Origin of the sequence: Pseudomonas sp. SWRI18 (assembly GCF_014268345.1) — a bacterium.
Taxonomy (GTDB): Bacteria; Pseudomonadota; Gammaproteobacteria; order Pseudomonadales; family Pseudomonadaceae; genus Aquipseudomonas; species Aquipseudomonas cedrina.
The window spans coordinates 1-20,453 of record NZ_JACCQQ010000029.1 but is presented as its reverse complement, the minus strand read 5'-3'; the positions used below and the strand labels follow the sequence as shown (position 1 = coordinate 20,453).

Below are 20,453 nucleotides of genomic sequence, written 5' to 3'. Positions count from 1 at the left end.
GTTATTCTTATTAGCGGTAGGCGACGTAGACATCACTGAGCAGGTCAGCGGCCTGGGGCTTGGGGTCGGACTTGGCCAGGCGCACGGCGTCTTCGATCAGTTGCGCGACCTCGCCGTCGATACGCTCGAATTGCGCCGCATCCAGCCAGCCTTCGGCGTTACAGCGCTGGCGGAACAGCGCCAGGCAGTCAGCGTTCTCGCGCAGGTTCTTCACTTCATCGGGGCCGCGATAGGTTTGCGCATCACCTTCGAAGTGGCCGTAGAAGCGGCTCAGCTTCACTTCCACCAGCGTCGGCCCCTCGCCGTTGCGCGCCCGCTCTACCGCCACGCCCAGCGCCTGGTGCACGGCGAAGAAGTCATTGCCATCGGCGATAACCCCCGGCATGCCAAACCCTGCGGCGCGATCGGCGATGTCCTTGCACGCCACCGACCAGCCGGAACCGGTGGCCTCGGCATACCCATTGTTTTCCGCGACGAACAGGCACGGCAGTTTCATGATGGACGCCAGGTTCATCGCCTCGAACACAGCGCCCTCGTTGGAGCCGCCGTCGCCAAAAAACGCCACGGCCACGCCATGGCTGCCCTTGAGTTTGGCAGCCAGCGCGGCACCGGCCGCCAACGGCGCACCCGCGCCGACAATGCCGTTGGCGCCGAGCATGCCTTTCTCTTGATCGGCGATGTGCATGGAGCCGCCCTTGCCGCCGCACACGCCGGTTTTCTTGCCGTAGATCTCGGCCATCATGCCGAACACGTCAACGCCTTTGGCGATGCAATGGCCGTGGCCACGGTGGTTGGAAGCGATGCAGTCGTCATCGTTGAGGTGGGCCATGACCCCGGCGGCGCTGGCTTCCTGGCCGGCGTACAGGTGCACGAACCCTGGGATTTCGCCCGTGGCGAATTCCACGTGCAGGCGCTCTTCAAAATCACGGATGGTGCGCATCACGGTATAGGCATGCAGCAATTGATCGGTGGACAGGTGGGTGGACATCTTGTTGTTCTCCAGGTTGTCTCGACACACAAAAGGCTGGCTGCGGCCAGCTGCAAACCCTTCAGCACAGCCTGTGCCAACGCCTTGGAAAACCTGCCGAAGCCTTGATCCAGAGCAGTGGCGCGCGGTTGTAACGGCGCCCCAGGCCGGCGCAGAATGAGACGCCGCATTGCAGCCTGCAGGCCGCGTCTCAGGCGGGATGAGACGCTGCGTCTCATCCCGTGCACTTGGTCAGGCCCTGCTTGTTCCGCCCGATGCATGCGCGCTTAATGGCGGGCATAACAACAAAGACCGAGAACCGGAGGCCTTATGCTCGCCGCGAACTCCAGAGAGCACGTCGACTGCGTCAGTCGCGTGGTCCGCAATGCCGATCGCCTGCCCCAGGCGCCGGTGCCGTCGCTGATTTTCGATTCCTGGCGGCGTTCCATGGAACAGCACCACCTGGACCCCGGCTCGCTGCAGGGCCCGCGCATCCTCAGTGAACCCTTGCTCAAGGAATGCCGCGAACGCGCCGAGCTGTTCATGCGCATCGCCAGCGAAGAAGTCGCGCAACTGCACCACCGCGTGCGGCATGCCGACTACTGCGTGATGCTCACCGACGCCCAAGGCCAGACCATCGACCACCGCGTGGACACGGCGATTCGTACCGACTGCCGCAAGGCCGGCCTGTACCTGGGCACTTGCTGGTCGGAAGCCGAAGAAGGCACCTGCGGCGTGGCCACGGTGCTGACCAGCAAGGCGGCGGTGACGGTGCACAAGCGCGACCACTTCCGCGCGGCATTTATCGGCCTCACCTGCTCCGCCGCGCCGATCTTCGACCCCCAGGGCAACCTGCTGGGGGTGATGGACGCCTCGGCGCTCAAGTCCCCGGATGACCGACGCAGCCAGCACCTGGTGCGCCAGATGGTGGCGCAGAGTGCACAGGCCATCGAAAACGCCTTCTTCATGCACAGCGCCCGCCAGCATTGGGTGCTGCAAGCCCATGGCACCCCGGGTTATGTGGACAGCCAACCCGACCTGCTGCTGGCGTGGGACCAGGATGGTCGCCTGCAGGCGTTGAACAGCAAGGCACGCCAGGCACTGCGTGTGCGCTTTGGCCAGGTGCCGGAGCATATCGGCGAAGTGTTCGACCTGGACGCATTGCGCGCGGTGACCGACCAGTCGGCCCAACAGTTGCCTTGGCGAGGCGCGCCCGGCGCCCTGCACGTGCGCGTCAACGCGCCGCGCCGCAAACCGCCGCGTGCGCCACTGGCTCCGCAGGTCGATGCGCGCGTGGAAGAGCACCTGCGCCTGGCCGTGCGGGTCAAGGACCGTAACCTGCCGGTGCTGGTGCAAGGCGAAACCGGTGCCGGCAAGGAAGTCTTCGCGCGCCAACTGCACGAACGCAGCGCCCGCCGCCACGGCCCGTTTGTGGCGGTGAACTGCGCGGCAATTCCGGAAAACCTGATCGAAAGCGAGCTGTTCGGCTATGTCGCCGGGGCCTTTACCGGCGCTTCCAGCAAAGGCATGCCGGGGCTGCTGGTGCAGGCCGATGGCGGCACCTTGTTCCTCGATGAAATCGGCGACATGCCCCTGGCCTTGCAGACGCGTTTGCTGCGGGTAATGGCCGAAGGCGAAGTGGCGCCCTTGGGCGCGGCAAAAACCCGCGCGGTGGACATCCAGGTGATCTGCGCCAGCCACCGCGACCTGTCGGCGCTGGTCAGCGCGGGCAGCTTTCGTGAAGACCTGTACTTTCGCCTCGGCTGCGCACGCTTCTGCCTGCCGCCGTTGCGCGAGCGCACCGACAAGCTGGCCTTGATCAACCGGCTGCTGGAGCAGCAAGCGCGCAGCAGCGGCGTCGCCGTGGGTATCGGCCAGGCGGCGCTGGAGCTGTTGCTGGGGTATGCCTGGCCGGGCAACGTGCGGCAACTGCGACATGTGCTGGCGTATGCCTGCGCGGTATGCGAAGGCGGCACGCTGCAAGTGGCGGACTTGCCGGTGGAAGTGCGTGGCGAGCAGGTTGACGGGCGGGTGGAAGACAGCTTGAGCCCGGAGCGCCAGGTGGTGCTGGAGGCGTTGATCCGGCATCGCTGGAAGCCGTTGCCGACGGCCCAGGCGCTGGGCATCTCAAGGGCAACCCTGTATCGCCGGGTCAACCAGCTCGGTATCGACATGCCTGGCAAAACCAGCTGATGTGGTGCGGTCAAAATGGCGAAGCTGGCTTGCCTGCAAAGTCATAAGTACCTGCAAACCTTTGTAGTGAGCGGGCTTGTCCCGCGCTGGGCTGCGAAGCTGCCCCAAAACAAGCGACCTGGGATCAATCTGGAACTCAGCGGCGTCTTCATTGGGGCGGCTTCGCAGCCCAGCGCGGGACAAGCCCGCTCACTACAGATGCTCTCGCGTCCTTAATAAATGTTTTTCTCAAGGCGCCCCCTTCTCGCCCCCTTGTAAAAGTGTCCGCTTGTGCCTAGCTTATGCGCCCCCCACCCTGCGCTTTAAGGCCCTGCCCCCATGGTTGTGCGTTTTCGTCCCGTCGTCACCTCAGGTTTCGCCCTCGGCCTGCTGCTCAGCGACGGCATCGCAAGCAGCCTGGCGGCTGAGATCGAGCTGCCGGCGGTGACGGTCCAGGGCCAGGATGAGTCCGGCTACCGCAGTGAAACCGCCTCGGTGGGCGGCTTCGATGACGCGCCGCTGCTCGACACCCCGGCCTCGATCAGCGTGATCAACGCCGCACTGATCAAGGACCAGCAGGCGCGCCTGCTCAGTGAGGTGCTGCGCAATGACGCCTCGGTGGGCGACAGTTATGCCCCCATCGGCTACTACGAAAATTTTGTGGTGCGCGGCTTCTCGCTGAACGCGGCGAGCAGCTACAAGATCAACGGGCGGACCATCACCGGCGAGCAGAACGTCGCCCTGGAAAACAAGCAGCAGGTGGAAGTGCTCAAGGGCCTGGCGGGCCTGCAAAGTGGCATCTCCGAGCCCAGCGGCGCGATCAACTACGTGACCAAGCGCCCGGAAGATGTGCGCTCGGTGACGGTCTCCAGCGACGATCGCGGCAGCGGCTATATCGCCACCGACGTCGGCGGCTGGTTCGGCAGCGAGCAGCAATTTGGCCTGCGCGCCAACGTGGCCCATGAAGACCTCAACGCTTATGTCGAACATGCCGACGGCCAGCGGGACTTCGTGTCCCTGGCGTTCGACTGGAACATCAGCCCCGACGCCGTGCTGCAACTGGATGCGGAATACCAGAGCAAACAGCAACGCTCGGTGCCGGGCTACCAGTTGCTCGGCGGCACAACGGTGCCACAGGACGCCTCGCCGAAAAAACTGCTGGGGCACCAGAGCGGTTCCAGGCAAGTGGGCATCGATGCGCTGAACCTCAACGGCATGTTCGAATACCGCTTCAGCGATCAATGGAAAGGCAGTGTCAGCGCCGCGCGCAGCAAGGTGGTGATCGATGACTACAGTTCGTTCGCGTGGGGCGGTGCCACCAGCGGCGTCGGTAATACCTTCACGCCCGACGGCAACTACGACATCTACGACTACCGAAGCCCCGACGACACCCGCCGTGACGATGAAGTACAAGCGGCGATGACCGGGCTGTTCGACACCGGCGGCCTGGGCCATGAACTGACCTTCGGCACCAGCGCGTTCCGTCGGGTGATTGACAAACGCAAACCGGTCAATGAGTGGATCGGCAGCGGCAATATCAATGCCGACGCCCCCACCTTCACCCCGACAGATGTTCCGCTGAATGACAGCCACCGCACCCTGGACAGCCGCCAATACGGCCTGTTCGTCAGCGACCGCATCCGCCTCAATGAGCACTGGCAGACCATCCTCGGCGGCCGCGAAGTACGCCTGGATGAACAGGCCTTCGATAGCAACGGCACCCTGGCACGCCATACCCGGCAATACGTGTTCCTGCCCCAGGCCTCATTGATCTACAAACCGATTGAAAACGTCGCGCTGTACACCTCGTACAGCAAGGGCCTCTCCCTGGGCGGCACCGCGCCGTGGTTCGCCGGCAACGCGGATCAAACCCTGGCGCCGACCACCTCGCGACAGATCGAAGCCGGGGTGAAATACGACTGGCGCCGCATCAGCTTTGCCGCAGCCGTGTTCCAGACGCGCCAGGCCTACCAATACGCCAGGCCCGACGGCGCAGGTGCCTTTACCTACGTGCAACAGGGCGAACAAAAGAACACCGGGCTGGAACTGTCGGCCAACGGCTGGGCCACGCAGCGCCTGCAGATCGCAACCAGCGTGGCGGCGATTCGTGCGCGGGTGAGCGGCAGCGGCACCCCGCAATACGAAGGCCATCAGGCGATCAACGTGCCCACGCTGCGCGCCAGTGTGTATGCCGATTATGCGCTGCCCTGGGTGAACGGCCTGGCGGTGCTGGGCGGTGTGCAGTACAGCGCGAAGAAAAACGCCAACCGCACCGGCAATGTAGAGGTAGGGGACTACGCGGTGGTCAATCTGGGCAGCCGCTACACCACAAAGCTGGACGGTTATGAGACGGTGTTCCGCCTGAGCGTCGACAACCTGTTCGACAAGCGCTACTGGCGCGACGCGGGCGAGTACATGGGCGATGACTATCTGTTCCAGGGCGCGCCGCTGACGGCGCGCCTGAGTGCTTCGGTCAATTTCTGAGATTTACTGAGGCATCTTGCGAAAACCCACCGCCAGCCGGTTCCAGCTGTTGATGGTGGCGATGGCCACGCTCAGGTCGACTTGCTCCTGGGCGCTGAACTCGGCGGCCAGCGCGTTGAAGTCTGCATCCGGGGCGTGGGTCTGGTTGAGCAGCGTCAGGCTCTCGGCCCAGGCCAGCGCGGCGCGTTCACGCGGGGTGAAGAACGGCGTTTCACGCCAGGCCGACAGGGTGTACAGGCGACGTTCGGTTTCACCGCCCTTGCGGGCATCGGCGGTGTGCATGTCCAGGCAGAAGGCACAGCCGTTGATCTGCGAAACACGCAGGCGCACCAGTTCCAGCAACGGCAGCTCGATGGACAGTTTGCCGACGGCGGCTTCCAGAGCGAGCATGGCTTTCATGGCATCTGGGGAGGCCGTGTAGAAATCGGTACGGGTTTGCATGGTGATACTCCGGAACGGTGGGGATTGGTCGCCAGGTTAGTCACCGAGGAGTTGGGGAGGAATATCCAATTGTGGGGAAGAATGGGTGACCAATTTTCCGTGAGGTGTAGCAAGGGCGGACTGCTTTTCTAAGGCTGACAAATCTCCCTACAAAAATGTGTAGATACCTATGGCCATCGCAGGCAAGCCAGCTCCCACTTCGGCTAGACCACTCGCGCCATATGCTCCCCGATCCGCGCCCTCAACCACCGCTCCGCCGGGTCATTGTCATGCACCCCGCTCCACACCATCGATAACTCCGCGGCATCGATCGCAAACGGTGGCTCTTCTGCGCGCAAGGACGTGCCCTCGGTCAACGCGCAGGCCGCATAGTCCGGTACCGTCGCGATAATCTGCGTACCCGCCAGCAACGCCCGCAACCCGCTGAACTGAGGCACCGCCAGTACCACCCGGCGCGCACGGCCGATTCGCGCCAGGTCCAGATCAATGTTGCCGCTCAAATCCCCCGAGAACGACACCATCGCATGCGGCCGCTCGCAGTAGTCATCCAGGGTCAGCGGCTCAACCCCGTCATCGCCACGCAGGACCTTGCACGGAATGTCCCGCAGTTTCTTGCGCTTGGCATTGGCCGGCAGTTCAGTGGTGTAGCTCACGCCCACGGTAATTTCGCCGCTGGCCAACAACGATGACATCAGCAGGTAGTTGGCCCGGCGCACCACCACGATGATGCCGGGCGCCTCTTCGCGCAGTCGGCTGAGCAACGGCGGGAACAGCCCGAATTCGGCGTCGTCGGAAAGGCCGATGCGGAACACCGCACAGCTGGTGGAAGGGTCGAAATCCTTGGCGCGGCTGACCGCCCCGGAAATAGTGTCCATGGCCGGTTGCAACTCCTTGAGTATCGCCACCGCGCGTGGCGTGGGCTCCATGCCCCGCCCGTTGCGCAGCAGCAACGGGTCGTCGAACAGATCGCGCAAACGCCCCAATGCCGCGCTCACGGCGGGCTGGCCCATGAAGAGTTTTTCGGCGACCCGGGTCAGGTTCTTCTCGAACATCAGCGCTTCGAAAATCACCAGCAGGTTCATGTCGACGCGGCGCAGGTCGTTGCGGTTCATGGCGATATCCAAAACGGTTGGCAAGCCCACAGGTAAGCATGCATGACGTTATCCGGATTGCATGCCTGTGCTGTCTTTTCCACGTCGGGACCTGGCGAAATTAACAACGATTAACTCGCCAGCCAGACGGTCCGGCAACAAGATTGGCCACGTCTACACTGCATCCATCCACCGGGAACGCTCCCATCGACTGCGGATAATTGTCATGGCCCGACTCGCGCAATATGCCCCTCCTCGTTTATCCGCCACCGGCGGCCTCTGCCCCCGGCGCGAGCGCATCGCCAAGCAATTGATACTCGCCAACCTCGGCGAAAGCCTGGCCATTGCCGACCTGGCCCAGGCCTGCGCGTTGTCGCGCAGCCATTTCTCACGTGCATTCAAGTGCACCACCGGGCTGTCGCCCCAGGAGTGGATTCGCCAACAGCGTATCCAGCGGGCCAAGGAACTGATCACCAGTTCCTCCATGAGCCTGACGCAAATCAGCCTGGAGTGCGGGTTTTGCGACCAGGCGCACTTTTGCCATATGTTCACCCGCAGCGAAGGCGTCAATCCGATGACCTGGCGAAATCACCACTCGCGCCAAAAGTCACACGTGATCGCGGCCTAGTGGTCTGTACGCAGCTGGAATATGCTGGCGGCTCCCTGTTTTGCGAGCATGGCCCGCCCATGAGTGACCTCAGCGACCAGGCCGTGCATTTCGGCCCCTATCGTGTCCACCCACGCCAACGCCTGGTGCTGGAGGCGGGTCGACCGTTGCGTTTGGGACGGCGGGCGGTGGATATCCTGCTGATCCTGCTGGAGCAGGCCGGCAACGTGGTGAGCAAGCAGGCGCTGATCGCCCGCGTCTGGCCCAGGAGCGTGGTGGAAGACGGCAACCTGCGCGTGCATATGGCAGCGCTGCGCAAGGCCCTGGGCGATGGCCAGGCCGGGCAGCGCTATATCGTGACCGTGGCCCAGCGTGGCTACAGTTTTGTTGCGCCACTGAGCATCGAGCCGATGACCCTACCCACCGAGGGAGCAGCCCACTTCCAGGGCCACAACCTGCCCTTGCGCCGCACCCGCATGATCGGCCGTCAGGCCCTGATCGACAGCCTGGTGCGACAACTGCCCGCCCAACGCTTTATCACCCTGACCGGCGCCGGCGGCATCGGCAAGACCACCGTCGCCTTGCGCGTGGCTGAGCTGCTGATCGGGCACTATCCCGACGGCATCCGCCTGCTGGACCTGGCGCCGCTCAGCGCGCCGTCGATGATCCAGCCCAATCTTGCCGCCCTGCTCGACCTGACCCACGCCGAACACGAACCCTTGGCCACCTTTGCGCGCAGCGTGCAGGAGCGCCAGATGCTGCTGGTGATCGACAACTGCGAGCACCTGCTCGATGACATTGCCCTGGTCTGCGAAACCCTGCTGCGTTACGCGCCCAGGCTGCACATCCTGGCCACCAGCCGCGAGGCGTTGCGCGCCGAGGGCGAGTACGTGCAGCGCCTGGAACCCCTGGCCTGCCCGCCGGCCACCGGTAACCGCGCCCAGGCGCTGGGCTATCCGGCCTTGCAATTGCTGATCGAACGGGCCATGTCCCATCAGGACAGCTTTGAATTGAGCGAAGCCGAACTGCCCCTGGCGATTGATATCTGCCAGCGCCTGGACGGCATCCCGCTGGCAATCGAACTGGTGGCGGCGCAGATCGAGCGCTTCGGCCTGCCCGGGCTGCTGGTGCAGATGGAGGACAACTTCCGCCTGCTCACCCGGGGCCGCCGCAGCGCCCTGCCACGTCATCAAACCTTGCGGGCCACGCTGGACTGGAGCTTTGAGCTGCTCACCGCGTGCGAGCAGATCTGCCTGCGGCGCCTGGCGGTGTTCCGTGGCGGGTTCAGCCTGGCCAGCGCGGCGGCGGTGATTGCCGGGGAACAGGTCGCGCCGGCGCAGGTGCTGGGTTCGATCACGCAGTTGGTGGCCAAATCCTTGCTGAATGTGGAGGCTGGCGATGACGAGATGGTCTATCGCCTGCTGGACATCACACGCACCTATGCGCTGGAAAAACTCAGCACGGCCGATGAGCTGCAGGCCACCCGCGAGCGCCATGCCGAGCGCTGCCTGACGCTGATGAACCAGGCCCAGGACGATTGGGAACTGATCGCGACCCAGCCCTGGATCGACCGCTATGCGCCGCTGCGCGAAGACATCCGCGCCGCCCTCGATTGGAGCTTGAGCGACCAGGGCGTGCCTTTGCTCGGCATTCGCCTGACCGTCAGCGCGATGCCGTTATGGCAAGAGCTTTCACTGCTGCGCGAGCACGGTTTGTATGTGGGCAAGGCCCTGGCACGGCTCGAACAATCGAGTGCGCCGAGCCAGCGCTTGCACATGGCGTTGCAACTGGCACTGGGCAGTTTTTGCTATCACACCCAGGGGGGTACACCACAAACGATCGAGGCGTTCAGTCGCGCACGGCGCCTGGCAGAAGCCGACAAGGACCTGGCCGGCCAGCTGCGCGCCGTGTCGGGGCAGATGGCGGTGAACCTGTGCTGTGGCAATTATCACGACGCCTTGGCGCAAAGCCTGCACTTCGACCAGCTAGGCCCCCAGGCCGCCCCTTTGCTGGCCCTCAGCGCCCAGCGTCTGCGGATGCTGGCACAGCACTTCGCCGGTGAGCAGGCACTGGCGCAGCACACGGCCGAGCAAGTGATCCAGCGTATGGCCCAGAGCGGTCATCTCAACCGTTTTACCCATGGTTTTGGCGTGCAGTACGACCAGAGCGTTGCCTCGCTGACCCTGCTTGCGCGCATCCTGTGGCTGCGCGGTTATCCGGAACGTGCATCGCGCACGGCAAGCCAGGCGTTGGCGCTGGCCTTGCAGATCAACCATGGCACGTCGATCTGCTACACCTTGGCGCTGGCGGGAGTGGTCATCGCCCGCTACAACGGCGACAGCGAAGCGGCACGCGAGCATCTGGACCAGTTGTTGCAGCAGGCGCAGAAACACTCGGTGCCGCTGTTCCACACCTGGGCACGCTGCTACGACGGCACGCTGTCGATCGCCGATGTGCAGGGGCTGGGCCTGGTCGAAGATATTCTGCTGACGTTCAATACCATCGAGGTCAGTGACGCGGTATTCGAGCGCGCCACACAGGGCGCGGCCGGCTGGTGCGCGCCGGAAATCCTGCGCCTGCGCGCGCAAACCCTGGCCGACCCCGACGCGCGCGAAGCGCTCCTGTTGCAAGCCCTGGCCTTGGCGCGCCAGCAAGGCGCACTTGCCTGGGAGCTACGGTGCGCGACCTCGTTGGCGCGTTCGTGGCAGACCCAAGGCCGCATCGAGGCTGCCCGCGACCTGCTCAGCTCAATCTACGCGCAATTCACCGAAGGCTTCGCCACCCTGGACTTAGTCCGCGTGCGCGGCTTGCTCGACGAGCTGCAAGACGAACGGCCGGCCTGAAAACGGCCCCAGATAATGCCCATACCCCTGCTGCAAACGCGCCACCTGCACCGGGTCGCGCAGTTGCGCCAAGGCATAGCTGCGCAGGCAATTGAGCAGGCGGTAACGCGGTTCGCCAGGTCCCGGCTCGAGGGTCAGCAGCGACATCCCGACCAGACGGCCCAGCAGGTAGGACAGGTCGGCGTGTTCCAGCTCGGTGCCGGCGATCAGTTCGCTCAGGGTAGGCATGGTCGCCGCCATCTTGAACAAGCCCAATTGCAGGAACAGCCAGCGTTCGGGCAGGCTCAGGCGCTCGTAGGTCCAGTCCAGGGCGGCGCTGAGGGACCGGTGGCGCTCGACCGCCGTGCGACGGCCGCGGGTCAGTACCTGCAAGCCCTTGCACAACTGCTGCTGCAAGCCGCGCACGCCCAGGGCATCCACTTGGGCGGCGGCGAGTTCCAGGGCCAGGGGAATGCCATCGAGGCGCCGGCAAATATCACGTAGCGGCGCCAGGTCCTGGGGCCGCAAGACAAAACCCTGCTGGCCCGCACGCACCCGTGCGATGAAAAGTTGCACCGCCGGGTAAACCATCGCCTGCTCGACACTGCCCAGCGCCGACGGTGCAGGCACCGCCAGCCGGGGTACGCGCTGCACCCATTCGCCGGGCGCTTGCAGGGCCTCACGGCTGCTGACCAGTACACTGACCTGCGGCGCCGTTTCACCCAGCAAGCGCACCAGGTGGCGACAGGCGCCGAGCAACTGATCGGCGCCGTCGAGTACCAATAGCAGTTGGCGGGTGGCCAGTTGGCGGCTCAGCTCGGCGGCGTTCGCGCAGGGCGCCAGATGCAACGCCGCGGCCACATGGCGCAGCAGCCCCACCGGCGCCTCGATCGTGGCCAGGTCAACCCACCACACGCCGTCGCGATAGCGCGGCAACACACGCTCGGCCAATGCCTGGGCCAAGGTGCTCTTGCCGACGCCGGCGCAACCGGTGAGCGTCATCAGGCGTTGGCCGAACAAGCGCCGCCGCAGCACGCCCAGCAATTCATCACGGCCTATGACAGGGCTGAGCCGCGCGGCCAGGTTATGCCTGGGCAGCACGCCCTGCACCGCGCCCTGCGCAGGGGCGGCGAAACAGTAACCGCGTTGCGGGTCGTTGAGAATGAAACGTTGCCCGTCCAGGGCACGGCGCAATGCAGCGATATGCACACGCAGGTTGTTTTCTTCCACCACGCTGTCGGGCCAGACCCGCTCGATCAAGGTGGCCTTGCTGATGTACTGCCCAGGCGCCTGGAGCAGCACCGAAAGAATATCCAGCGCGCGGCCGCCCAAAGGCACCGGCAAGCCAGACTTGCTGACCAACCGCTGTTGCCGGTGAAACACATAGGCGCCGAAGCGCACCGTGCCATCAGCGTCAATCGCCTGGGGGTTGTTCATAGCTGTCATCGCGCTGAAACACCCGGCCTTGGGCGTCTGCGCATCCTTTTTCATGGGCTTGACGCTATCTTGCCAGTTGGCAATGGCAGGACAATGCTGGCACGGGGAGCGATACGGACAATCGGGTGCCCGTGACGGACATTCTGTCGCTAACTGAACTGCTGTCGGTATTGGGTCGGGTTCAGCCCCAGTTTTTCGCTGAATAGAAAGCGCATATGCCGCACGCTGCCGAAGCCAGCGTGGAAAGCCACGGTCTTGAGCGGCAGGTCGGTGGTTTCCAGCAACTGCCGGGCGCGGTCGATGCGCGCGCCCTGCAGGAAAGCCATCGGCGTCATCTGCACATCCTTGGCGAACAGCCGCGCAAAATGGCGCGCGCTCATGCCGGCCAGTGCCGCCATGGACTCAATGGTAAAGGGTTGGTCCAGGTGCTCCAGCACATGGTTCTGTACCCGGGTGATCGCGGTTTCCTGGGGAGCGACCGCCGCCGTCAGCGGGCTGAACTGGGCCTGGCCGCCCTGGCGTTTCATCACCACCAGCAATACTTTGGCCACTTCGACTGCAACCTGTTTGCCGTGATCCTGGGCAACCACCGACAGCGCCAGGTCGATGCCGGCGGTTACACCGCCCGAGGTGATCAATCGCCCGTCCTGCAAATAGATGCGATCGGTTTCAACGATCGCCTTGGGAAAGGCCTTGATCAGCCGATCGGTGTAGTGCCAGTGCGTGGTCACACGGTGATCGTCCAGCAGGCCGGCATGCCCCAGCACGAAGGCCCCGGTGCAGATCGAACCGAAGCGCCGAGCCCGTGGCGCCGCCGCCTTGAGCCAGGGCAACAAGTCGGGGTGGCAGTCGTTATAGGCGCCGGGACCGCCGGGGACCAGCAGCAGGTCATAGGCGTCCTGGGCCTGGTCGAGCAGCACGTCGGTCTGGACCAGCACGCCATTGGACGCGCGCAAGGGGCCAGCCTCTGTGCCGACGGTGAGGATCTGATAATGCGCCGCCGCTGGCAGGTAGCGATTGGCGATCGAAAACACCTCGAGCGGCCCGGCCATGTCGAGCAGGAGGAAGTCCGGAAACAGCGCCATGGCCACGGTTTTCATATTGGCTAAATCCATCAGAGGGAGTGCGGCGGCCATTATGCCACGTTGCCGACTGTCAACCGCAAGGAGACAGTCATTCAGATTCCATCTTCTTAATGAATTACCCAGCAACCATTAATCTTCTTCCCAACGCCGGAGCCCTGCATGTCGCAGCCCGCTCCCCTTTGAGGACAAGACCATGCTGACCCTTCGCAAAGCTTCCGAACGCGGCGCCGCCAATCACGGCTGGTTGAAGTCGTTCCACACCTTCTCGTTCGCCAACTACTGGAACCCGGATGAACAGGGTTTTTCCGACCTGCTGGTGATCAACGATGACCGCGTCGCGGCGGGCAAAGGCTTCGGCCAGCACCCGCACCGCGACATGGAGATTTTCTCCTATGTGCTCGAAGGCGCACTGGAGCACAAGGACACCCTGGGCACCGGCTCGGTGATCCGCCCCGGCGATGTGCAACTGATGAGCGCCGGCAGTGGCGTGGCCCACAGCGAATTCAACCACAGCCAGAGTCGTGGCGTGCACTTCCTGCAGATCTGGATCGTGCCCGCCGTGGCCGGCGCCGAGCCGCGCTATCAGCAGGAACACTTCAGCGAGGCGCAGAAACGCGGGCGCCTGCAATTGATCATCTCGCCGGACGGCCACGACGGTTCCCTCAGCGTGCGCCAGGACGCGCGGGTGTATGCCGGGCTGTTCAAGGCCGGCGAAGCCGCGACCCTGGATCTGCCGCCGGATCGCCATGTGTACATCCATGTGGCCCGTGGCAGCGTTGAAGTCAACGGGCAGCGCTTGCAGGAAGGCGACGGCGCCCGCGTGCGCGATGAGCGCCAGATCCGCCTGAGCCAGGGCGAAGACGCCGAGGTGCTGGTATTCGACCTGCGTCCGCATGAACGGCCGCAGATGCCATGACCGGCCCTGCGATAGCCCGCGAAAACGGGCTATCGCTCGCGTCGATAGTCACCATCAGCCCAATGAAGTTCTCTAAAAAACTGCAACGCGTAACATCAAACCCATACCAGAGACACCCCAACTTAAACACTCGGAGCACACCCTCATGAAACGTCAAATCTTGCTTAGCCTTGCTTTCTCGGTACTTGCTGCAAACGCATTCGCTCACCCGGTCGTCGCTGAAGGCGGTTCGGATCGCCTGATTGAAAGTCGTGTGGCGGAAAGTGGTTCCGACCGCCTGCTGGAACGTCGCGTAGCCGAAGGGGGCGCTGACCGTTTGCAGGAACGTGGTCTGGCCGAAGGTGGCGCTGATCGCCTGCAGGAACGTGGTCTGGCCGAAGGTGGCGCTGACCGTCTGCAGGAACGTGGTCTGGCCGAAGGTGGCGCTGACCGTCTGCAGGAACGTGGTCTGGCCGAAGGTGGCGCTGATCGTCTGCAGGGTAACAATGCCTGACCCCGCGCTGCTTGCGAGAACCCCAAACCGGCCTGATCAGCCGGTTTTTTTTCGCCCTCGGTTAATGCAGACGAATAAGTCTTAGCGCGCGCCAGCGATTTTTTTCAAGTGGGCTTCGGCGTCTTCCCTGGCAATGTACAGAAAGGCTTTACCTTCCTGCACCTTGAGCAGCACCTTCATGCTTACCCATTTTTCCAGATCATTGCGGGCAGTGTTTTCCGAAATGTCATAGTCATGGGTCAGTTCCTTGGGTGTGAAGATACGCCCCGGGTGCTGGAGCACCTTCTTCAAGAAGTGACCCTGACGATAATTCAGGCCATCACTCAGTTGCAGCGCCTGCACCCACGTCATCAACTCAAGCGCTTCCAGCCTTTTGCTCTCGAAGTGACGCATGAAGGCACTCATTGCGCGCTCGACCACCCGCAATTGATAAATCACGAAGTACGTCAGATCAAAAGCATCGGTTTGAGTGTAAATATACGAGCGCCCATACTGCATCGGTGCTTCCTTGAGCAGGGCGCTGATGGAAATGTACTCGAACGGCCAATAACCGCTTTTGAGCATGAACCAGTAGAACAGACAGCGCGCGGTGCGCCCATTACCGTCTCGGAAGGGATGCTCATACCCCATCATAAAGTGCAGGATGATGGCCTTGATCACCGGATGTATGAACGGCCTCCCCTCCTGGCCATCATGCCGTTCATTGGCAAACTGGCAGAGAGCCTCCAGCCGGGCAGGCAACAGCGATGCATGCGGGGGCTGATGGACCACTTCGTCCCCCGGCCCCCCTACGAAAATGCCGTCATCCTCGCGGATATGACCCGGGCGAGCATCCTCTTCATCAACCCCTGCCGTTGCGATGCTCTGAAACTCGCAGATCAATGCAATGGAAAGGCTTTCATCCTTATTGAACTTGGCATGTTTCATCAGTTGATAATTGTTGAGGATCATCCGCTCGTCGTCATTCAGAGGCGCCCGCTCCTTGGCCAGCATGTCCTTCGCGATCTTGCGGGTCGTCGACGCCCCTTCCAATTGCGCGCTGGAAATGGCCTCTTCCATCATCAATGCGTCAACCAGGTACTTGGCATTGTCTCGATAGTGCGCCGAGGACGCCGCGGCCCCTCCCAACCGCGACGTCAATTGCTCAATCGCGTGGATCACCGCGTCGCAAAAATCGGTGGTGTACAGAAAAAACGGGCTGCCGCACTCGCTACGAAGTTCCAGGGATTTACTGCCACAGGCGCGAGCCAACTTGATCGCCGCCCATGCAGCTTCCTTGGCCACCCCCTGTGATGGGTAGCGACGAAATTCATCCCAGTGCAGGTAACGACCTTTGTCATCGACAGCTTTGAAGACGCGAGCGAGATCAAACACCTCCATGCCATATTGATTCAGCAAGACGTTGAAATCGACGGGTTTATGGACCTTAGCCATCGGTGAAACTCAATTTTCGAAAATTGAGTTGATCGTTGCCCGCCTGCTTCAAAGTGTCAACCCCCACGCACTGAGCACTGCTGCGCGCCACCGCCGCGAGCACCTCCTTAGCGACCCAAGGGTTTACCCGATTCCGTCAAAAAAACCATTGGGCTAAAATACTTATCGAGCATTAAGAATTTGCACTAGCATATGAGTACGTTCGTGCAAACACCCTCGCAATAACCGCACATTGCCCCCTCTCTTCCCGCAAAACAAAGTGGCGAATGTTAAAATTTGTCACGTTTTGCCGTATTCAATTCGATTAGTATCTAAACGCTAGCAGCGATTGAACTGACGGCCTTGCATGCCGGAAAAGGGAGTAGGTGATGCATTTTTCCAACGTCCTCGCTATTGCACGGACTCAATCTAAATCGGAGGATTTTCGGGCGCTGATAGTTCGCACCGTAGCGGATGATTTAAAAGTCGATACACGTTACTACGAACAACTAATCGACACCCAGGAAAGTCACGGAAGCTATCGTGCCATCATCATTGAAATCGACACGCCCTCGGCCAGCAGTCAAACCCTGGACATAATAAGAAAAACCCGAGACAACAACCCCAACTGCACCATTTTCGTGGTTGTCACCTTCGCCTCCACCTTGAGCAAAACAAAGTACTACCTGGCCGGTGCGGATTACTGCATCAAGGTAGTGGAAACCTCGCCTGAAAAAAAACTAAGCCTTTTTGATGCCTTTCTCACAGAGAGTGCGCGCCTGCATCGCTGTGGACTGGTGCTTGACCAGGATCGCATGTGCCTATTTGGCGACGGTAAAAAGCTGGAAATATCCTTTGTTGAAATGAAAGTATTGGAAGCGCTCATCCAGCGCCGACTGCTCAGTCACAATGAGATCGCTGCCGTCATGGGCCTTAATACTAAATACTACGACTCCAGAGCATTGGAAAAGTCTATCAGCCGACTGCGCAGCAAGATCAAGGCGCACTACGGCGACAATATCATCCAGAACATCCGCGGTTATGGATACAAACTAAGCCGGGGTCTTATTTGCGCCAGCCATTTCCAAGCCGCCAAGGAGAGGTCGATCCGTGAATAGCGAAAGAAAATCCTCTGCTGACCCTGTGGGCTTTCACCTTGTCAGGCAAGCCATTGTTGATCGCAGCCATACGCTCTGGGGCAATGAAATAAGCCTGGCCTGCGCAGACACTTTCCCATCGCTGGAAGATGCCTACGGCCAGGCGCTGCTGCGCATCTGCGCACCGCCAAAAACAGCCCAACCTGTGGTCAGTCACAGGTTTCTGCGTATCGATCAAGCGGCCTTGATGAATGAGAGTCTTCACAAAAAGTTTGTCCAGGCTGCCCGGTCACTGGACAAACACAGCCACTCTTTTACCCTGAGCATCGATAACCCGTTGGACGCATTGCCCGGCCCGGTCGAGCGCAGGGCGATGGTGCGGCAGTTGTATAAGCTGAAGGACCAGTGCGGTATCACGCTTGCCTACAATAATTACAGGCTCGATACAAAGCCGGCCGACCTGCTGATTGATCTCAAGCTCTACGACTATATAAAAATGCCGTTTCCGGATTCCGCCCTGCGGCTGAGTTTGAATACGCGCTCCGATCTGTTCGACCGGCTCTACGACCGCATGCTAGAGCTGATCGATGCGACTCGAGTGTGTTTCATCGCCGACACCGTCGAGTTTGCCGACAGTGCCTTGCTGGCTAGGCATTTGCCGTTCGAATATTTTCAGGGCGGTTATTACTCCCCTGCCGACTGCTTATAACAATCGCATCTTACTGACATCGGTGGACACTATGAGCTCCCTCAAGAAACACACCTTTACGCCCACACTTCCTGCTATAGCCCTGCAAGACTTTACGCCCAATGCAGAGTTTGATAATCACCGATTAACCACTTATGTCATTACCCATACCCTCAGTTTGGCCTCTCACCCCTTTAACGCTTTGCGACAAGAATCCCGACTCCCCATGCCAAAGGATCATGACGGCGCCTCGAATAACCATACTCGCCCTCCGGAATTAGCCCCCGATCGAACGCAGTTGCACCCTCAGGATTTCTGGCTGTTGACTCAACATGATCGAACCCTGGTCAAGGGCCGCCTGCGCATCTCATTGACCACGATTGAATCGGCGCTGATAAAAAAAATGCTGCACCATGAAGAACGCGTGGTCAGCAAAGAGGAGTTGATCCGTAATATAGGGCGCGAACCCGAGTTATATCGCGGCCTGGAAATGTGCCTGAGCCGGCTGCAGGAAAAGTTCAAGCGGGCCAACGACGGTGAACGCCTGTTTCGTGCGGTTAGAAACCGCGGTTATTGCCTGACCCAGAAAATAAAGAAGCCCACCGAATTGGCTCAACCCCGTCGATAAATATATAAATAACATTCACCCTATCAGTTATCCTGCCTATCAGTACACTTTTCCAACTGCCGTTTTATAACACCCCCTCTAATAATAAGACACTGCTGACCTTGTTATAAGTCGTCAGCCAATGCTCCTGACCGTTCATTACTATCCATGGGTACGCGATTGCGCGTGCCTGTCATTTTAATGCGGTATTGCACCGCGTGATCAAACCCTGCCACTCAGCACGTGGTCACCACCGGGAGCAGAACTATGCTGAATAATACTAGAATGCATCGCAACCTGAGCCCCAAGGGGCTGACATTCTGGGGGCAATGGATGCTCGCGTCGGGCTTGGTCGTTACGCTGTTGTTTCTGTTGGTATTTTTGAAGACCGGTCAGTTGGAATACACCTATCGAATCCTGGCCGCGTTTACTATATTAGCCTCGCTACCGGCCTATAGCCTATGTGATGTTTATAGCAAGAAAGATGATTACAGCGTGGGCCTCGGGCGGTTGTTCATGGGGTGGCTGCTTACCGTGGGCATACTATTTATGGTGGGCCTGGCCTGTAACGCCAATTCGCTGTTTCCTCTGGAAATCCTACTGTTGTGGGCAGCGGTCAGTTACCCGCTGTTAGCACTGTGTTACATCCCTTTGCACAGCCTGTCCCGGTATTACCATCGCCAACTTCATCAACGGCACAAGTCATTGATCGTGGGCACCGGCAAGCTCGCCGTCGACTTGGCCAGAACCTTGTCCCGCCAGAAGCGCTCTCCTTTAGTGGGGTTAGTGGGCAGCCATGAGGATGCCGCCCAGGACGCGCAAACCTCGATACTGGGCGACCTGCCGCAGTTGCCGCACTTAATCCGGCAGCACGGCATTCGCCGGCTCTACATCACCCACTCGCTGCAGGATGCCACCCACATCGAGGCGCTGTACCTCAATCTGCTGGAAATCAGCGTGGACGTGATCTGGGTGCCGGACCTCAACAACATGCTGCTGCTCAACCACTGCGTGGCGGAAGTGGATGGGCTGCCGGCGATCTTCCTCAATGAAAGCCCGCTGACCAGCCGCCCCACCGCCGCGCTGAGCAAGTCGTTGCTGGACAAGAGCCTGGCGTTGCTGGCAATTGTGCTGCTGAGCCCGTTGTTGTTGGTGTTCGCCCTGCTGATCAAGCTCACCTCCCCCGGCCCGGTGATTTTCAAACAGGAACGGCATGGCTGGAATGGCCAGGTGATCAAAGTGTGGAAGTTTCGCTCGATGCGCATGCATGACGACCACGAGGTGCGCCAGGCCAGCCGCAACGACACACGCATCACCCCGATCGGCCGGTTTATCCGCCGCACCTCCATCGATGAGTTGCCGCAGCTGTTCAACGTGCTGCAGGGCCACATGGCCCTCGTCGGCCCACGCCCCCATGCCATTGCGCACAACGACTATTACTCCGGCAAGATTCACGCCTACATGGCGCGCCATCGCATCAAGCCTGGTATCACCGGCCTGGCGCAGATCAATGGTTGCCGGGGCGAGACCGAGACACTGGAGAAGATGCAAAAGCGCGTCGATATCGACCTGCACTACATCAACACCTGGTCGCTGTGGCTGGATATCAAGATCCTGGTGAAGACGCCGTTTACCCTGCTGTCCAAGGAAATCTACTGACAACAGAAGCTCGATGGCTCCCCTCTCTGGGAAGCTGTCGAGCCCCGGCGAGGCTGCGAAGGCGGCGATACATTCAGCATCTTCATCGCCTGACCCACCGCTATCGCAGCCTCGCTAAAGCTCGGGAGCTCCCACAGGGGCTCTGCTTTGTCAGGTGCGATTGGGTTGTACCTGCGAACGAATTTCTCGGCAACGACCGAGACCAGCTGTGGGAGCTGTCGAGCCCCAGCGAGGCTGCGAAGGCGGCGCTATATTCAACATCTTCATCGCCTGACCCACCGCTATCGCAGCCTCGCTAAAGCTCGGGAGCTCCCACAGGGGATCGGCTTTATCGGCGGGATTTCAGTTGTACCTGCAAACGCCGTCTCGGCAACGACAGAGATCAACTGTGGGAGCTGTCGAGCCCCGGCGAGGCTGCGAAGGCGGCGGTACATTCAACATCTTCATCGCCTGACCCACCGCCTTCGCGGCCTC

General features: G+C 61.2%; 16 protein-coding genes. 10 read left to right on the top strand and 6 right to left on the bottom strand.

The genetic code is table 11. From position 1 onward, the window contains the following. Positions 1-10: 10 nt before the first annotated feature. On the bottom strand, positions 11-988 hold the full coding sequence (locus H0Z09_RS24565; RefSeq protein WP_186694171.1) for a thiamine pyrophosphate-dependent dehydrogenase E1 component subunit alpha: 978 nt from the start codon (positions 986-988) through the stop codon (positions 11-13). A 309-nt stretch (positions 989-1,297) separates the two neighbouring features. On the opposite strand from H0Z09_RS24565, the gene H0Z09_RS24560 reads away from it, so the two are divergent. Next, positions 1,298-3,160, top strand: coding sequence for a sigma-54-dependent Fis family transcriptional regulator (locus H0Z09_RS24560; protein ID WP_186694169.1), 1,863 nt, complete (start codon positions 1,298-1,300; stop codon positions 3,158-3,160). 318 nt (positions 3,161-3,478) lie between these two features. Next, a complete protein-coding gene (locus H0Z09_RS24555; RefSeq protein ID WP_186694167.1) occupies positions 3,479-5,623 on the top strand; it encodes a TonB-dependent siderophore receptor in 2,145 nt (714 codons plus the stop codon). Between the two features lie 3 nt (positions 5,624-5,626). Here H0Z09_RS24555 and H0Z09_RS24550 read toward each other — a convergent pair whose 3' ends face one another. After that, the gene (locus H0Z09_RS24550) at positions 5,627-6,064 is read right to left on the bottom strand and encodes a carboxymuconolactone decarboxylase family protein (protein ID WP_186694165.1); all 438 of its coding nucleotides are present in this window, start codon (positions 6,062-6,064) and stop codon (positions 5,627-5,629) included. 203 nt (positions 6,065-6,267) lie between these two features. Further along, on the bottom strand, positions 6,268-7,176 hold the full coding sequence (locus tag H0Z09_RS24545; RefSeq protein ID WP_186694163.1) for a LysR family transcriptional regulator: 909 nt from the start codon (positions 7,174-7,176) through the stop codon (positions 6,268-6,270). Positions 7,177-7,381: 205 nt separating this feature from the next. Between H0Z09_RS24545 and H0Z09_RS24540 the strand changes: the two genes are divergently transcribed. Beyond that, entirely contained in the window at positions 7,382-7,783 is a 402-nt protein-coding gene (locus H0Z09_RS24540) for an AraC family transcriptional regulator (protein WP_076952515.1), read from the top strand. 59 nt (positions 7,784-7,842) lie between these two features. Next, positions 7,843-10,605 (top strand): winged helix-turn-helix domain-containing protein, encoded by a 2,763-nt coding sequence (locus tag H0Z09_RS24535; protein WP_186694161.1) that lies wholly within the window; start codon positions 7,843-7,845, stop codon positions 10,603-10,605. On the opposite strand, the gene H0Z09_RS24530 is transcribed toward H0Z09_RS24535, so the two are convergent. Continuing rightward, positions 10,552-12,075 carry a winged helix-turn-helix domain-containing protein gene (locus H0Z09_RS24530; protein ID WP_186694159.1) on the bottom strand — a complete coding sequence of 508 codons (1,524 nt, stop codon included), beginning with the start codon at positions 12,073-12,075 and terminating at the stop codon, positions 10,552-10,554. The genes H0Z09_RS24535 and H0Z09_RS24530 overlap by 54 nt on opposite strands. A gap of 95 nt (positions 12,076-12,170) precedes the next feature. Next, on the bottom strand, positions 12,171-13,121 hold the full coding sequence (locus H0Z09_RS24525; RefSeq protein ID WP_186694156.1) for a GlxA family transcriptional regulator: 951 nt from the start codon (positions 13,119-13,121) through the stop codon (positions 12,171-12,173). Positions 13,122-13,299: 178 nt separating this feature from the next. Between H0Z09_RS24525 and H0Z09_RS24520 the strand changes: the two genes are divergently transcribed. Continuing rightward, entirely contained in the window at positions 13,300-14,022 is a 723-nt protein-coding gene (locus tag H0Z09_RS24520; protein WP_186694154.1) for a pirin family protein, read from the top strand. A 145-nt stretch (positions 14,023-14,167) separates the two neighbouring features. Further along, positions 14,168-14,515 (top strand): hypothetical protein, encoded by a 348-nt coding sequence (locus tag H0Z09_RS24515; RefSeq protein ID WP_186694151.1) that lies wholly within the window; start codon positions 14,168-14,170, stop codon positions 14,513-14,515. 81 nt (positions 14,516-14,596) lie between these two features. Here H0Z09_RS24515 and H0Z09_RS24510 read toward each other — a convergent pair whose 3' ends face one another. Beyond that, on the bottom strand, positions 14,597-15,949 hold the full coding sequence (locus H0Z09_RS24510; protein WP_186694149.1) for a Fic family protein: 1,353 nt from the start codon (positions 15,947-15,949) through the stop codon (positions 14,597-14,599). A 368-nt stretch (positions 15,950-16,317) separates the two neighbouring features. Here H0Z09_RS24510 and H0Z09_RS24505 point away from each other — a divergent pair, with 368 nt between their 5' ends. The 4 genes from H0Z09_RS24505 to H0Z09_RS24490 all read left to right on the top strand — a co-directional run bounded on the left by H0Z09_RS24505 (position 16,318) and on the right by H0Z09_RS24490 (position 19,979). Further along, positions 16,318-17,046: a winged helix-turn-helix domain-containing protein gene (locus H0Z09_RS24505; protein WP_076952522.1), complete on the top strand. Its 729-nt coding sequence runs from the start codon at positions 16,318-16,320 to the stop codon at positions 17,044-17,046. Continuing rightward, positions 17,039-17,734, top strand: a complete 696-nt coding sequence (locus H0Z09_RS24500; protein ID WP_186694147.1) for a hypothetical protein — start codon at positions 17,039-17,041, stop codon at positions 17,732-17,734. The genes H0Z09_RS24505 and H0Z09_RS24500 overlap by 8 nt, the downstream gene beginning before the upstream one ends. Before the next feature lie 31 nt (positions 17,735-17,765). Further along, complete coding sequence (locus tag H0Z09_RS24495) at positions 17,766-18,341, top strand: helix-turn-helix domain-containing protein (protein ID WP_186694145.1); 576 nt, start codon at positions 17,766-17,768, stop codon at positions 18,339-18,341. A 246-nt stretch (positions 18,342-18,587) separates the two neighbouring features. Continuing rightward, complete coding sequence (locus H0Z09_RS24490) at positions 18,588-19,979, top strand: undecaprenyl-phosphate glucose phosphotransferase (protein ID WP_186694143.1); 1,392 nt, start codon at positions 18,588-18,590, stop codon at positions 19,977-19,979. Positions 19,980-20,453: the final 474 nt, after the last annotated feature.

Excerpts from the sequence above, each read along its gene's own strand:
- H0Z09_RS24505 (WP_076952522.1), top strand. The coding sequence starts at position 16,318 with ATGCATTTTTCCAACGTCCTCGCTATTGCACGGACTCAATCTAAATCG.
- H0Z09_RS24520 (WP_186694154.1), top strand. The coding sequence starts at position 13,300 with ATGCTGACCCTTCGCAAAGCTTCCGAACGCGGCGCCGCCAATCACGGC.
- H0Z09_RS24495 (WP_186694145.1), top strand. The coding sequence starts at position 17,766 with ATGAGCTCCCTCAAGAAACACACCTTTACGCCCACACTTCCTGCTATA.
- H0Z09_RS24530 (WP_186694159.1), bottom strand. The coding sequence starts at position 12,075 with ATGAAAAAGGATGCGCAGACGCCCAAGGCCGGGTGTTTCAGCGCGATG.
- H0Z09_RS24525 (WP_186694156.1), bottom strand. The coding sequence starts at position 13,121 with ATGAAAACCGTGGCCATGGCGCTGTTTCCGGACTTCCTCCTGCTCGAC.
- H0Z09_RS24550 (WP_186694165.1), bottom strand. The coding sequence starts at position 6,064 with ATGCAAACCCGTACCGATTTCTACACGGCCTCCCCAGATGCCATGAAA.
- H0Z09_RS24555 (WP_186694167.1), top strand. The coding sequence starts at position 3,479 with ATGGTTGTGCGTTTTCGTCCCGTCGTCACCTCAGGTTTCGCCCTCGGC.
- H0Z09_RS24515 (WP_186694151.1), top strand. The coding sequence starts at position 14,168 with ATGAAACGTCAAATCTTGCTTAGCCTTGCTTTCTCGGTACTTGCTGCA.
- H0Z09_RS24510 (WP_186694149.1), bottom strand. The coding sequence starts at position 15,949 with ATGGCTAAGGTCCATAAACCCGTCGATTTCAACGTCTTGCTGAATCAA.
- H0Z09_RS24490 (WP_186694143.1), top strand. The coding sequence starts at position 18,588 with ATGCTGAATAATACTAGAATGCATCGCAACCTGAGCCCCAAGGGGCTG.
- H0Z09_RS24565 (WP_186694171.1), bottom strand. The coding sequence starts at position 988 with ATGTCCACCCACCTGTCCACCGATCAATTGCTGCATGCCTATACCGTG.
- H0Z09_RS24540 (WP_076952515.1), top strand. The coding sequence starts at position 7,382 with ATGGCCCGACTCGCGCAATATGCCCCTCCTCGTTTATCCGCCACCGGC.
- H0Z09_RS24560 (WP_186694169.1), top strand. The coding sequence starts at position 1,298 with ATGCTCGCCGCGAACTCCAGAGAGCACGTCGACTGCGTCAGTCGCGTG.
- H0Z09_RS24545 (WP_186694163.1), bottom strand. The coding sequence starts at position 7,176 with ATGAACCGCAACGACCTGCGCCGCGTCGACATGAACCTGCTGGTGATT.
- H0Z09_RS24535 (WP_186694161.1), top strand. The coding sequence starts at position 7,843 with ATGAGTGACCTCAGCGACCAGGCCGTGCATTTCGGCCCCTATCGTGTC.